This is a genomic window from Tepidibacter aestuarii (assembly GCF_934924865.1).
Taxonomy (GTDB): Bacteria; Bacillota; Clostridia; order Peptostreptococcales; family Peptostreptococcaceae; genus Tepidibacter_A; species Tepidibacter_A aestuarii.
On sequence record NZ_OW235315.1, the window covers coordinates 3,146,836 to 3,159,770 of the forward strand.

Genomic DNA, 12,935 nt, shown 5'->3' on the forward strand with positions numbered 1-12,935 from the left:
GGGGTATTAATCCCCTTTAGATTATTTTACTTCATATCCTCCTTTTACCATGAATATGCAGTTTGTCTTTGCTACAATACCTCTTCCATCTGATCTTGGCACCATTAAAAGATGGTTTGCCGGAACATCATATCCTCCTCTTAAATCTATCCCCTGAGTTAAATCAGCTATTCCACCAAGTTCTGAATCTATTATAGATCCTTCACCGCCTCTTAATATTATCTCACTTCCTGATTCTAATATTATACTTTGTCCCGCTTCAATCTGTACTATCTCTAATTCATTAGAAGATTTATCTTCTGGCTTAACCTCTGTGTCTGGTTTCTGCTTGTTTGTATTTATATTTTCAATAACCTCAGTTACATTTTTTGCAAGTTCATCAATTTTCATATCAACATAAGATTTAGTTACAACAGGGTCCCCACTTGATCCCGGTTCATAACCAGAGGCCTTAACTATGTATGTAGATGTTACAATAATTGAACATGATAAAATAGATATCACAACTTTGTTCCTAATTAAATCCTTAAGCATAAACTTTTCCCTCCAATCCTCATCTAATATCCATTATTACAAAATTCGTTAAATAAATCAACAAAAATTCGCTCCATATCAACGAGTCGTAACAGGCTTAGTTGCTAAAAAAATTATATTTCGCTTATATGCAAAAAAAAAGAGCCGTTATCAGCTCACTAAATCTCAAACAATCCTAAACTTATTTGAAGACCCTCGTCTACTTTTTTCATCATATCATTATCAAAACTTCCTATTTTTTCTCTCAATCTTTTTTTGTCTATGGTTCTTACCTGCTCAAGTAATACTACTGAGTCTCTATTAAGTCCGTAATCATTTGCATTAATTTCAATATGAGTCGGTAGTTTTGCTTTGTTAATCTGAGATGTTATGGCTGCAATTATAACTGTTGGGCTATATTTGTTTCCTATATCATTTTGAATGATCAATACGGGTCTTACTCCCCCTTGTTCAGACCCTATTACGGGACTTAGGTCACCGTAAAATATGTCACCTCGTTTAATCTCTAAATTATTATTCACCTTCTGCTATCTTCCCTTCATACCCCGTCAAAGAAGACATATCCATGCTAAGACCCATTTCTGCTAAAGCTAAGTTTATAACTCCCATTTCTCTATAACCTTTTATCATAGATTCTCTAGTTCGAACTTTTCTTTTTTCTCTCAAATAGAGGTTCATAGCTTCCTTTATAAATTCTGATCTGTTTTTGTTTTCTACTTTTACTATTTTATCCACTTCTGAAAGTAAGTTATTTGGCAAACTTACAACGATTTTCTTCTTACCCATACAACTAGACACAAAACCGCCTCCCAAAGTTAATTACACTTCTATTTTATCAGATAATCTAGTATGTGTAAAACTCTATTTCCTTCCAAATACACCCTTGGTATTCTTCTAGAAATCATGCATAGGACTTCATAATTTATAGTATTTAAAGAATCAGCAATTCTCTCTATTTTAATATCTGCATCTTCTCCAAATATCTTTACTTCATCTCCTATACTTACATCTAGTCCGTTTATTTGAAGCATACATTGGTCCATGCATATTCTTCCAATTACAGGTGCTAGCTTATCTTTTATCTTCATATTTGCATTTTCATTTAGCATTCTTGTAAAACCATCTGCATACCCAATAGGAATAGTCGCTATTTTTGTAAAGTCACTTGTTCTATACTTTTGACCATAGCTTATTCCTGTATCAGGTACTACAGTTTTAACATTAGATACCGTTGTCTTTAATGTCATAACAGGCTTTAGATCTAACCTATCCTTCATAACATCATCAGAAGGATAATGTCCATAAAGTATTATTCCACTTCTTACCATGTCAAGATGGTACTCAGGACAATCCATTATACCCGCACTATTACATATATGCTTTATTGGGATTTTTATACCTCTATTTTCTAATTTATTTACTATATATGTGAATTTATCAAACTGCATGTTGGTAAAAGTCTTATCCTTTTCATCCGCCATAGCAAAATGACTGTATATACCAACAACATCCAAATTAGAATATCCACATATATTCTCAATAAAGTCTACAGATTCATCATTTATTTGAAATCCTAGTCTAGACATTCCAGTATCTAATTTTATATGTACTCTAGCTTTTTTATTCTTTTGCTCACTAACTTTGTTTAAACTTTGGGCTAGTTCCTTTGAATATATAGTTATATCTATATTGTTTTCTACCGCCAAATCAAAACAATCTTCTTGTATATAACCAAGACATAGTATGGGTAATTCTACATCATTATTCCTGAGTTCTATTGCCTCCTCAAGTGTAGCAATAGCTAAATAATCTACGCCTTCATCTACAAGCGTCTTTGCAATTTGTACAGATCCATGTCCATAAGCATTAGCTTTAATAACTCCGCATATCTTTGTGTCTTCTTTGAGTAATTTTTTTATGTTTCTATAGTTTTGCTTTAAATTGCCTATATTTATTTCTGCCCAAGTAGGTCTTGTTTTATAACTCAATATTACTTCCCCCTTCAATTTAATCCCCGTTGTACTTAAATTCCTTATAATTAACAACAAATCTTTTCTTCAAGTTAACATCCATTATCTCTAACTTATTAGGCTTTAATGTTTTTTTGTCAACGTAAACCTTTTGTTTATTAAAATAAAAAGAAGAACCAGGTATATTAGTTTCTAAAATCAAGAAATATTTATCGGAACTTATCTTTAAATTCTCATTTTCATAAATATTTTTTAAAAAATCTCCTACAAATAGATATCTATTTTCTATACCTCTATGGGTGAATTTTAATTCATCCTTAAATTTTGGATTTTTTATTATAATCTTATCACCATCATAAATAGTTATTTTTCCTTTTATATTACTAGGATTTAATGTTTCGAGCTTGTAATAGTTTGGGCTTTTAAAATAGTGACTTGCTTCATACTCTTTTATAGATTTATTACCGCATACGCTTATAGTTGCTATACATGAATACGAATCTAATTTATTTATCTTCTTTTGAAATTTATAATACACTTCTTCATCTGTGGACTCCCTACATCCTGTAAAACTAATACCTATTAGTATAATTACAAGGATAGATAAGATCCACTTTTTCACAAAATCCCCCCTTATATTTAATTGTACATAGCTTTTATAAGATCATATCTACATATAATCCCCTTAATATAATTATTATCATCAACAACAGGTACCCTATTTATAGATCTCTTTATCATCTCATTTGCAACATATTCAACACTATCATCTTCTCTAACAGTCATAACTTCCTTTGACATTATATCAGATGCCTTATAGGCTGCTATCTTTCTAATGTCCTCTTCTACCTCTTTAAAGCTATCAAAAAATATATAACCTTGGAGTATGTTTATAAAAGATGGTACATTTACATTTTTCTCTTTTTGTATAATATCGGTTTCTGATATTATTCCTACTATCTTGTTTTCCTCATCTACTACAGGAACTCCCCCAATCCTATTCTTTAAGAATATCTCAGCTATTTCCTTTATAGTAGAATCTTGTTTTACGACTACAACATCAGTAGTCATTATATCTTTTGCAGTCATAATCAAACCTCCTTTCTAGTCGTTATAATAGCATTTGCAACTGCATATTCTTTTGAATGAGATATAGACAATAAAATTTCTTTCATTTCTAACTTTTCTGATAATTCGTATAACTTATTATATAATGTTACAACCGGTTTTCCAAGACTATTTCTTAATATTTCTATATCTTTAAAATTATAACCTCTGATGCCAGTTCCAAACGCCTTACTTATAGCCTCTTTTGCAGCAAAATTTCCAGCTATAGTTTGAGCTTTATAATCCTTTTGTTTAAAATACTCGATTTCTTTTTCTGTATAAATCCTTTCTAAAAACTTATTATTTTTATTTATAGCTTTTTTTATTCTCTCTATTTCTATTATATCTATTCCAGTACCTAAAATATTCATAATCCACTCCTAAAAATTTATATTTAATATTTATATATTTTAATCCTTTTATAATAAAAAAACCACTAAATCACATTTAGTGGTTTGAGAATTTTTATTTTAAAAGTTTACCATCTAATTTTTCCATATCTTTATGCCCAAGTATTGCATGTATAAAATGATAAGTACTATTAACCGTTTCTTCTATATCTTCCTTTTGCACTCTAAGATCATCTAGCTCTTTTCTAAGTTTAGCTACCTTAGCGTTTACCTCTGAAAGGTTTGATTCCCCTTTGTTTATTTTTTCGTATGAATGCTTTACAGTTTCTCTCAAAAGTTCTAAATTCTTTTCTTTTATTAGAATAGGCCTGTCCTCTAATTTTTCAAATATCATATCTATACTATTATTTATCTCTTCCATCTCCTGTTTTAATTTATCTAATTCTTGCTCTGCTTTTATATTTTTATTTTCATTTAGCTCATTTGATATATATATTATCTTAGCCATCAACTTAGGCTTTTTTCCCTGCATATCTAAAAGTTGTTTTTCCATAGCTTTTCTCTCTTTTATTAAATCATTTAACTCTTTAACCTTTCTAGATATTGATTCATTTGTTTCCATCTTGATAAGCTCTTTAAATGGCTCATATTGCGTTAATATAGGAACTTTATTCTTTTTTACTATTTTCTCAATTAAATTCATATCTAGTTTATTATTCCCAAATATCATATTTTTCCAACCTTCCTTTATTTAGATACCCTTACAATATTATATCGTCAAAATTAATTTATATTTTATTTATTCAATAAAAATTTACTAAATAAAATATATCAAGTCAATGAATCTATTGAATTATTTTTTAGTGTTTGGAAAAAATAATTTCATGAGGTGATTTTATGAGAAAAATTATAAGTATACTACTATTTTTCGTACTTATTTTAAGCGGGTGCACAAAACAGGAAGAAAAAACATCCGAAAGTACTCTTCCTAAGGAACCAAAAACTTTACAAACACTACAAGATAGTATATTGACTATTATGGCTAAGATAGATTTAATGCCAAGTGTTAACAATGCTATCGAAACCAGAGATAAACTAATAGAAATCTCCTTTCAAAAAGAAAAAGAATTAGCTTCATTAAGCGAGGATAGATTACCAGAGAAAGACAAACTAAAAACGCCTGAAGACATTGAAAAAGATAAAGTTAAACTATCCACCCATATAATGGATACATGCATATATCCATCTCTATTAGTTGAAGATATAGAGAATATAAACAAACTAGAAAAAGATCCGCTAAAATTCAAACTAGAAGAATACTGGCTTGATGTAAACAAGGACTTAGTAGACATTCATAAAGAGTGGAATAACCTTCAAGCTAGTATGAGTACAATTTCTGCTGACCCTGAGCAAATCAAAAATTTTGAAACAAATTTAAACGCACTAACAGATTCAATCGGGCAGTACAATATATTTGATTCGTTAGTATATTGTAATAATATGACTAAGTATTTGTCCTCTTTTAGACAATACTTTAAAACCTTCACAAACAATGATATCAATGTTGCAAAGTATTCTGTAAGAAAAGCCGTATTATTGTGCGATATGGAAAACTACGAAGAAGCATTAACAACAATAAACAATCTCTCAGAACTTTTAAATTCAAAAGCTGAAACTTATTCAAAAGAAAAAGAAAAATTCACAAAACTTAAATATGCAATTCAATCTCTTCAAAAATCAATTGAAAGTAAAAATTTAAAATTAGTACAAATAAACGCACCTATAGTTATATCTAATTTAAATGAGTTCATACAAAAAGGGACTAGTTAAAACTAGTCCCTTTTATTTAGAAGTGTTTATTCTATTAATCGCTTTTTTAAGATCAATTTCAAGAAGATCTATTTCTTTTCCATGAGCAGATTTAATTTTTGCTTCGGCTTCTTCTTTAGCTTTATTAGCTCTTTGTATATCTATTTGATCAGCCCATTCAGCAGCTTCTGTTAATATAGTAGTCTTTTCCTTATCAACTTGGATAAAACCACCTGCAACAGTTGCTTCTTTAAATGAACCATCCTTTTTAAGCTTTAATACACCTATATCTAGTGGCGCTACGTAACTTGCATGATTCTTAAGTATACCAACATCACCGTTTATAGTTCTAACAACTACCATTTCAGCAGTGCCTTCAAAAAACTTTTTATCGGGAGTAACTATTTCTACAGAAAATTCTCCTGCCATGTTTATCTACTCTCCCTTCTTAGCTTTTTCAATTGCCTCTTCTATAGAACCTACATAAAGGAAAGCTGATTCTGGTAAGTTATCATGCTTACCTTCAAGGATTTCTTTAAATCCTCTTACAGTTTCTTTAAGAGGTACATATTTACCTTCCATACCAGTGAACTGTTCAGCAACACTGAATGGTTGAGATAAGAAGTTTTGTATCTTTCTTGCACGAGCAACAGCCATTTTATCTTCATCAGATAATTCATCCATACCAAGTATAGCGATAATATCTTGAAGTTCTTTATATCTTTGAAGAACTGATTGTACTCTACGAGCTACATCATAGTGCTCAGCTCCAACAACATTTGGATCTAGTATTCTAGATGTTGAATCAAGTGGATCAACCGCAGGGTAAATACCACGAGATGCTATATCTCTTGATAAAACTGTCTTAGCATCAAGATGGGCAAATGTTGTAGCTGGTGCCGGGTCAGTTAAGTCATCGGCTGGAACGTATACTGCTTGAACAGATGTGATAGAACCCTTCTTAGTAGATGTTATTCTCTCTTGAAGAGCACCCATCTCTGTAGCTAGTGTTGGTTGGTATCCAACGGCAGATGGCATACGTCCTAATAGCGCAGAAACCTCAGATCCTGCTTGAGTGAAACGGAATATATTATCAACGAATAATAATACGTCTTGTCCTTCTTGATCTCTGAAATACTCAGCCATAGTAAGTCCTGTAAGCGCAACTCTCATTCTCGCTCCAGGTGGCTCATTCATCTGACCGTAAACTAGAGCAGTCTTATCGATAACTCCAGACTCAATCATTTCATTATAAAGGTCATTACCTTCTCTAGTTCTCTCTCCAACTCCAGCAAACACTGAAAGTCCACCATGTTGAGTAGCTATGTTGTTGATAAGCTCCATTATAAGAACTGTCTTACCAACTCCTGCCCCTCCAAACAGACCAATCTTACCACCCTTTGCATAAGGAGCTATAAGGTCAACTACCTTTATTCCTGTTTCAAGAATTTCAGTAGAAGTCTCTTGATCTTCAAAAGAAGGAGCCTCTCTATGTATTGGTAACTTTGGAGAATCAGTTGGAGCAGGCTTGTTATCAACAACCTCTCCAAGTACATTGAATATTCTTCCTAATGTACCTTTTCCAACAGGAACAGATATAGGTGCTCCTGTATCTAAAGCGTCAATACCTCTAACAAGTCCATCCGTTGAACTCATGGCGATACACTTAACAGTGTCATCCCCTATATGTTGAGCTACCTCTGCCACTATTTTGTTTCCATTATATTCTACTTCAATCGCATTTAGTAAGTTTGGTAAGTTTTCACTACTGAACTTTATGTCTAGTACGGGTCCGATAATTTGAACCACTTTACCTATATTCTTTTCTGGCATTTTCATACCTCCTTATTTTAACGCCTCTGAACCTGCAACTATCTCTGATATTTCTTGAGTTATAGATGCTTGTCTTGCTCTATTGTATTTTAATTCTAATTTAGAAATCATCTCGTCTGCATTATCAGTAGCAGATTGCATAGCAGTTCTTCTAGCTCCTTGTTCTGATGCAGAAGATTCAGCTATACCTCCATATATAGATCCTTCCATAAACTTAGGAACTAAATATTCAAGTACCTCTTCTTCTCCTGGATCAAACTCAATCATTTCTCTCTTTGTAATTTCCTTATCTTCTTCAAAAGAAAGAGGAAGTAGCTTTAACACCTCTGGTGTTTGAGTTAAAGTTGATTCAAATTTAGTATACACAAGATATACTTCATCTACTTCTTCCTTTGCATATGCGTCAATTGCAGTAGCTGCAACCTTTCTAGCATCTGCATAAGTTAAGTCTTCAACTCCAGTAAATTTATCTAAAATATTATAGCCTCTTTTGTTAAAGAAATCGACAGACTTTTTCCCAATAGCTATAATACTCTCTTGTTTGTGTTCCATATGATTTATTGCAGTCTTTAAGACGTTTGAGTTGTATCCACCAGCAAGTCCTCTATCTCCTGCTATAACTACATAGCATTTTTTAGACGAGTCTCTTTGCTCTAAAAATATACTTTGAACTCCTTTAGCACTTTTAGCTATCTTTTCTATAGTAGCATAAAGAGTTTCAAAATACGGCTTAGTAGCTTGTGCTTGTTCTTTAGCTCTTTTTAACTTAGCTGATGAAACAAGCTCCATAGCTTTAGTTATCTGCTTAGTGTTACCGACACTCTTAATACGTCTTTTAATATCCTTCATTCCAGCCATATTATTTCACCTCCTGTTTAAAGAGGATTACTCTTCAATTTTAAATCTTTTTTTGAATTCTGTTATGGCACTTTCTAATCCTTCTTTGTAATCTTTTCCATCAAGTATATCTTTACCAACTTGTGGGTAATTCTCATCCATAAACTTATATAATTCTCTTTCAAATCTTCCTATTTCACTAACAGGAATATCAGTTAAGAATTTGTTAGTTACAGCGTATATTATCATAACTTGCTTTTCAACAGGTATTGGATCGTTCTCGCCCTGCTTTAGCATTTCAACGACTCTTTCCCCTTGAGCAAGTCTTGCCTTTGTATCCTCATCAAGGTCTGATCCAAACTGAGCAAACGCTTGAAGTTCTCTATATTGTGAGTAAGCAAGTTTTAATGTACCTGCAACCTTTTTCATAGGTTTAATTTGCGCACTACCTCCAACCCTTGATACTGATATACCAGGGTTAACAGCAGGTCTAACTCCAGAGTTGAAAAGCTCAGTCTCTAGGAATATCTGTCCATCTGTTATAGATATTACGTTTGTAGGTATGTACGCCGAAACGTCTCCTGCTTGAGTTTCAACTATTGGAAGTGCAGTTATAGATCCTCCACCTAACTCATCAGCTAATTTAGCTGCTCTTTCTAGTAATCTTGAATGTAAGTAGAATACATCTCCTGGATATGCCTCACGTCCTGGTGGTCTTCTAAGAAGAAGTGACATTGCACGATAAGCAACCGCATGTTTAGATAAATCATCATAAACTATTAAAACATGTCCACCATTGTACATAAACTCTTCCGCTATTGCACAACCAGCATATGGAGCCATATATTGAAGTGGAGCAAGCTCAGATGCAGTAGCTGATACTATAGTAGTATAATCCATAGCACCATTAGACTCTAATCTATCCATTATTTGAGCAACTGTAGAACGTTTTTGTCCTATTGCTACATATATACACTTAACATTTTTACCTTTTTGGTTGATTATAGTATCTAGAGCAACAGAAGTCTTACCAGTTTGTCTGTCTCCGATGATAAGCTCTCTTTGTCCTCTTCCTATTGGAATCATAGAATCTATTGCTTTAATACCTGTTTGTAAAGGCTCATGAACTGATTTTCTAGATATTATACCAGAAGCTATAGCCTCTATAGGTCTAAACTTATCGCTATTGATAGGTCCTTTACCATCTATAGGTTGTCCTAATGCATTAACAACTCTACCAGATAAAGCCTCTCCTACTGGAACCTCAACTATTCTTCCAGTTCTTTTAACAGTGTCGCCCTCTTTTATATTTTCTTCAGAACCAAGTAAAACGGCTCCTACAGATTCTTCCTCTAAGTTTAATGCCATTCCATAAATCTGACCAGGAAACTCTAAAAGCTCTCCTGCCATACACTTTTCAAGTCCATGAACTCTAGCTATACCATCTCCAACTTGAGTAACTGTACCAACATCAGTCAGTTCTAATTTATTCTCATACTTTTTTATTTGTTCTTTTATAATTGAACTAATTTCTTCCGGTCTTAAATTCATGGGTTTCACCGCCCTTCTACGCTATTATTTGAGATAACTGATCTTTTAATTTTTCTAAACGAGTTTTTATTGTTCCATCTATTTCTTCGTTACCCATTTTAACTAAAACTCCACCTATAACACTCTTATCAACTTCATTTTTAAGTATTATATTCTTGCCTTTAGTTTCAGAAAGTTTTTGCTTAAGATTATTTAAATCTTTTTCACTCATAGGTACTGCTGTTATAGCAACAGCTTCTAAGATGTTATTTTTCTCATTTATCAAAGCGTTATACTCAGTAAATATCTCATCTATAATTCCTATTCTATCCTTATCTATTAAAACTTTTAAAAAGTTCATCATTTCTAAAGAAGTCTTATCCTTATAAATCTTTTCAACTAATGCTTTCTTCTCTTCTTTAGAAATCAAAGGAGCTTTAAGTATTTTTAAAAAGTCTTCATTTTGATCAAAAAGATCTACTATAACCTTTAATTCATCATTTAAATCTGCAGTAGTCCCCTCTGAAATTCCAACTTCGAATAAAGCATTAGCGTATCTACTAGCAACTAATTTTGCCATTTAGCTTCGCCTACCTCTTCTATAAAATCTCCTATCAATTTTTCATGCTTAGCTTCATCTACATCAGTTTCTATAACTTTAGAAGCTGCTAAAATTGCTAGAGATGATATATCATCTTTAAGCTCATTCATAACTTTTTGCTTTTCTCTTTGAATCTCTCTATTAGCTCTTTCTTTTAGTTGAACTGTTTCTTCTTGAGCTGCCTTGATTATTTCATCTGCTCTTTCTTCAGCTCTCTTTGAACCATTCTTAACTATTTCTTGAGCCTCTTCTTTAGCCGAATTTATCTTTGATTCATATTCAGCTTTAAGTTCTTCACCTTTTTTAACTGCTTCCTCTGCATCTTTATAAGAGCCTTCTACTTCAGCAGTTCTCTTTGCCATAAATTCTGTAGTGGGTTTGAATAATAACTTTTTAAGTATTAAATACATTATAAATGTATTTACAAGTTGAAATACAAAATCCCAGTCTAAACTTACAAAGCTTTTGTACATCGTAATCCTCCCTTCTGCTAATTGCTCCACTTTCTTTTATTAGGAGATGATTCCATCTCCTATTTTTATTATCCTAAAAACTTCATTAGTGGATTAGCAAATAAAAGAAGCATTGCTATAACTAGACCATAGATACCAGTTGACTCTGCAACCGCTGCTCCTAAAAGCATAGTCTTTATTATATCTCCTTGTGCTTCTGGTTGCTTTCCAACAGCCTCTGCACCTTTACCTGCTGCAAACCCTTGTCCTATACCTGCTCCTATACCTGCTATCATTGCTAAACCTGCTCCCATAGCTGATCCTGCTAAAACTATCGCTTTTGCCATTTCCATTTTAAATTCCTCCTAATCATTTTTATGTATTTTCTATATAATTCTTTAATCAATAGCACCTGAAACAAAAACCATTGTAAGCATTATAAATATAAATGCTTGAAGTACTCCAGAGAATAAATCAAAATAAATATGAAGTACTGATGGTATACCTACCTGAAGTATTGGTATACCTATACCTATCAAACCACTTAAATACGCAAGTAGTTGATATAAAAGCATCATTATAACCATACCTCCTGTAATATTACCAAAAGGACGAAAACTTAATGATATTGGATTTGCAAGTTCTCCAACTATATTAAGAGGTAACATAGCTGGTATTGGCTCTGCGAACCCTTTTAAATATCCTCCTAAACCTTTGCTCTTAACTCCATTGTATTGGACCATACCAAATGTTATAAGAGCCCAAGCTAAAGTTGTATTAAGATCTGTTGTAGGAGATCTAAGTCCTAATAATCCTATAAGATTGGAACACATAAAGAATAAGAATAAACTTCCTATATAAGGAGCAAATCTCATCTTGTCTTCTCCCATAGTTTGTTTTACTATAGCGTATAATCCATCTACAAGTGATTCCACAAAAACTTGGAATCCTTTTGGAACTTTGTCAAACTTTCTAGTTCCAAAATATGCGAATAATGTAAGCCCGATCATAATAAGCCATGTTGTGGTTACTGTTTCACTAACAGGTATATTAACGCCGGGAATTGTAAACATAATCTTAGGGCCGTTCATATTACGCCTCCTTTCCTTTAATAATTTTTTCTATACCAAATAGATTCACAATCAATATACTAATTTTAGGTAAAAGTAAACCTATTATGGTTCCTATAATATTTATGTATGTCGCTTTTAAAGATATAAGTAGCACTAACGCTGTTATAATAAGTCTCATAATATACCTTGAAAGGACATACCCTTGTGCCTTTCCTGGATTCATATTTACTGCTTTTTCCAAGGCAAGCGACAAAAGTCTAAGATTTAATATTGAAAAAATACTGCCAAATGCAAGTCCACATAGAAGTTCCTTCGAAAACATATCTGTTAAAAAAGCAACGATGACTACAAGGACAAATACTACAACCATCACTTTTATTATGTTAAAAATCATTCCTATTGTCGATTTCAAAGGATCACTTCCTTTTTTTTATAACTGATATAGCTACTTTGTACGCATTTGCAAAGCCTGCTCCAATTCCTATCAAAACCAATATGATAAAAAAAATAGGCCCTGTACTGAATTTTCTGTCGATTAAACTTCCTAGATAACCACATATAAGAATTGGGGCTAACATGTATATACCTATTTGAGATACTAAGCTTAAGTAAACTACAGCTTCAAACCACTTATTTTTTTTACTCATAGTTTTATTCCCCTATACCTGGTCGATTTTTGTTAATTTTAAAACTATTATGTGTAATAATGTTCATTTATAATACCTTTTAACCAAGATTATATACTATAAATGCCACATTTTTCAATGAAAACATTTTCCTTATTTCATAAATCTAAATTTTGAGTATATTTGGGATAAAATCCGCCCATATATATATTA

19 protein-coding genes are annotated in these 12,935 nt (G+C 32.2%); 1 reads left to right on the plus strand and 18 read right to left on the minus strand.

Annotated elements, in window-relative coordinates:
* Positions 1 to 21: 21 nt before the first annotated feature.
* The 8 genes from M2214_RS15315 to M2214_RS15350 all read right to left on the minus strand — a co-directional run bounded on the left by M2214_RS15315 (position 22) and on the right by M2214_RS15350 (position 4,691).
* Entirely contained in the window at positions 22 to 534 is a 513-nt protein-coding gene (locus M2214_RS15315) for a hypothetical protein (protein WP_248480677.1), read from the minus strand.
* 158 nt (positions 535 to 692) lie between these two features.
* The gene (locus M2214_RS15320) at positions 693 to 1,055 is read right to left on the minus strand and encodes a type II toxin-antitoxin system PemK/MazF family toxin (protein WP_248480679.1); all 363 of its coding nucleotides are present in this window, start codon (positions 1,053 to 1,055) and stop codon (positions 693 to 695) included.
* Positions 1,048 to 1,332, minus strand: coding sequence for a CopG family ribbon-helix-helix protein (locus M2214_RS15325; RefSeq protein WP_330651513.1), 285 nt, complete (start codon positions 1,330 to 1,332; stop codon positions 1,048 to 1,050). The genes M2214_RS15320 and M2214_RS15325 overlap by 8 nt, the downstream gene beginning before the upstream one ends.
* Before the next feature lie 29 nt (positions 1,333 to 1,361).
* Positions 1,362 to 2,522 (minus strand): alanine racemase, encoded by a 1,161-nt coding sequence (gene alr / locus M2214_RS15330; protein WP_248480681.1) that lies wholly within the window; start codon positions 2,520 to 2,522, stop codon positions 1,362 to 1,364.
* 19 nt (positions 2,523 to 2,541) lie between these two features.
* Positions 2,542 to 3,126, minus strand: a complete 585-nt coding sequence (gerS, locus tag M2214_RS15335) for a germination lipoprotein GerS (protein ID WP_248480683.1) — start codon at positions 3,124 to 3,126, stop codon at positions 2,542 to 2,544.
* A 17-nt stretch (positions 3,127 to 3,143) separates the two neighbouring features.
* A complete protein-coding gene (locus M2214_RS15340) occupies positions 3,144 to 3,593 on the minus strand; it encodes a CBS domain-containing protein (protein ID WP_248480685.1) in 450 nt (149 codons plus the stop codon).
* Between the two features lie 2 nt (positions 3,594 to 3,595).
* Positions 3,596 to 3,982, minus strand: coding sequence for a holo-ACP synthase (acpS, locus tag M2214_RS15345; RefSeq protein ID WP_248480687.1), 387 nt, complete (start codon positions 3,980 to 3,982; stop codon positions 3,596 to 3,598).
* A gap of 94 nt (positions 3,983 to 4,076) precedes the next feature.
* Positions 4,077 to 4,691: a coiled-coil domain-containing protein gene (locus M2214_RS15350; protein WP_248480689.1), complete on the minus strand. Its 615-nt coding sequence runs from the start codon at positions 4,689 to 4,691 to the stop codon at positions 4,077 to 4,079.
* A gap of 167 nt (positions 4,692 to 4,858) precedes the next feature.
* Here M2214_RS15350 and M2214_RS15355 point away from each other — a divergent pair, with 167 nt between their 5' ends.
* Positions 4,859 to 5,791, plus strand: coding sequence for a hypothetical protein (locus tag M2214_RS15355; RefSeq protein WP_248480691.1), 933 nt, complete (start codon positions 4,859 to 4,861; stop codon positions 5,789 to 5,791).
* A gap of 12 nt (positions 5,792 to 5,803) precedes the next feature.
* Here M2214_RS15355 and atpC read toward each other — a convergent pair whose 3' ends face one another.
* The 10 genes from atpC to M2214_RS15405 form a co-directional block, all read right to left on the minus strand.
* Positions 5,804 to 6,199, minus strand: coding sequence for an ATP synthase F1 subunit epsilon (gene atpC, locus M2214_RS15360; RefSeq protein ID WP_248480699.1), 396 nt, complete (start codon positions 6,197 to 6,199; stop codon positions 5,804 to 5,806).
* A 6-nt stretch (positions 6,200 to 6,205) separates the two neighbouring features.
* Positions 6,206 to 7,603: a F0F1 ATP synthase subunit beta gene (gene atpD / locus M2214_RS15365; protein WP_248480701.1), complete on the minus strand. Its 1,398-nt coding sequence runs from the start codon at positions 7,601 to 7,603 to the stop codon at positions 6,206 to 6,208.
* A 12-nt stretch (positions 7,604 to 7,615) separates the two neighbouring features.
* Positions 7,616 to 8,461, minus strand: coding sequence for an ATP synthase F1 subunit gamma (gene atpG / locus M2214_RS15370; protein ID WP_248480703.1), 846 nt, complete (start codon positions 8,459 to 8,461; stop codon positions 7,616 to 7,618).
* A 27-nt stretch (positions 8,462 to 8,488) separates the two neighbouring features.
* Complete coding sequence (gene atpA, locus M2214_RS15375) at positions 8,489 to 9,991, minus strand: F0F1 ATP synthase subunit alpha (RefSeq protein ID WP_248480705.1); 1,503 nt, start codon at positions 9,989 to 9,991, stop codon at positions 8,489 to 8,491.
* Positions 9,992 to 10,007: 16 nt separating this feature from the next.
* Entirely contained in the window at positions 10,008 to 10,550 is a 543-nt protein-coding gene (locus M2214_RS15380; protein ID WP_248480707.1) for a F0F1 ATP synthase subunit delta, read from the minus strand.
* Complete coding sequence (atpF, locus tag M2214_RS15385; protein ID WP_248480709.1) at positions 10,538 to 11,044, minus strand: F0F1 ATP synthase subunit B; 507 nt, start codon at positions 11,042 to 11,044, stop codon at positions 10,538 to 10,540. The genes M2214_RS15380 and atpF overlap by 13 nt, the downstream gene beginning before the upstream one ends.
* A 68-nt stretch (positions 11,045 to 11,112) precedes the next feature.
* On the minus strand, positions 11,113 to 11,370 hold the full coding sequence (gene atpE, locus M2214_RS15390; RefSeq protein ID WP_248484889.1) for an ATP synthase F0 subunit C: 258 nt from the start codon (positions 11,368 to 11,370) through the stop codon (positions 11,113 to 11,115).
* Between the two features lie 51 nt (positions 11,371 to 11,421).
* Positions 11,422 to 12,114, minus strand: coding sequence for a F0F1 ATP synthase subunit A (gene atpB / locus M2214_RS15395; RefSeq protein ID WP_248480710.1), 693 nt, complete (start codon positions 12,112 to 12,114; stop codon positions 11,422 to 11,424).
* Between the two features lies 1 nt (position 12,115).
* Positions 12,116 to 12,508 (minus strand): ATP synthase subunit I, encoded by a 393-nt coding sequence (locus M2214_RS15400; RefSeq protein ID WP_248480728.1) that lies wholly within the window; start codon positions 12,506 to 12,508, stop codon positions 12,116 to 12,118.
* A gap of 4 nt (positions 12,509 to 12,512) precedes the next feature.
* Positions 12,513 to 12,743, minus strand: coding sequence for an AtpZ/AtpI family protein (locus M2214_RS15405; RefSeq protein WP_248480730.1), 231 nt, complete (start codon positions 12,741 to 12,743; stop codon positions 12,513 to 12,515).
* Positions 12,744 to 12,935: the final 192 nt, after the last annotated feature.

Coding starts and splice junctions, on each gene's coding strand:
- atpG (WP_248480703.1), bottom strand. CDS start 8,461: ATGGCTGGAATGAAGGATATTAAAAGACGTATTAAGAGTGTCGGTAAC.
- atpF (WP_248480709.1), bottom strand. CDS start 11,044: ATGTACAAAAGCTTTGTAAGTTTAGACTGGGATTTTGTATTTCAACTT.
- M2214_RS15380 (WP_248480707.1), bottom strand. CDS start 10,550: ATGGCAAAATTAGTTGCTAGTAGATACGCTAATGCTTTATTCGAAGTT.
- acpS (WP_248480687.1), bottom strand. CDS start 3,982: ATGAATATTTTAGGTACTGGAATAGATATAATAGAAATAGAGAGAATA.
- M2214_RS15315 (WP_248480677.1), bottom strand. CDS start 534: ATGCTTAAGGATTTAATTAGGAACAAAGTTGTGATATCTATTTTATCA.
- M2214_RS15340 (WP_248480685.1), bottom strand. CDS start 3,593: ATGACTGCAAAAGATATAATGACTACTGATGTTGTAGTCGTAAAACAA.
- atpC (WP_248480699.1), bottom strand. CDS start 6,199: ATGGCAGGAGAATTTTCTGTAGAAATAGTTACTCCCGATAAAAAGTTT.
- atpD (WP_248480701.1), bottom strand. CDS start 7,603: ATGCCAGAAAAGAATATAGGTAAAGTGGTTCAAATTATCGGACCCGTA.
- M2214_RS15350 (WP_248480689.1), bottom strand. CDS start 4,691: ATGATATTTGGGAATAATAAACTAGATATGAATTTAATTGAGAAAATA.
- atpE (WP_248484889.1), bottom strand. CDS start 11,370: ATGGCAAAAGCGATAGTTTTAGCAGGATCAGCTATGGGAGCAGGTTTA.
- M2214_RS15405 (WP_248480730.1), bottom strand. CDS start 12,743: ATGAGTAAAAAAAATAAGTGGTTTGAAGCTGTAGTTTACTTAAGCTTA.
- atpA (WP_248480705.1), bottom strand. CDS start 9,991: ATGAATTTAAGACCGGAAGAAATTAGTTCAATTATAAAAGAACAAATA.
- atpB (WP_248480710.1), bottom strand. CDS start 12,114: ATGAACGGCCCTAAGATTATGTTTACAATTCCCGGCGTTAATATACCT.
- M2214_RS15355 (WP_248480691.1), top strand. CDS start 4,859: ATGAGAAAAATTATAAGTATACTACTATTTTTCGTACTTATTTTAAGC.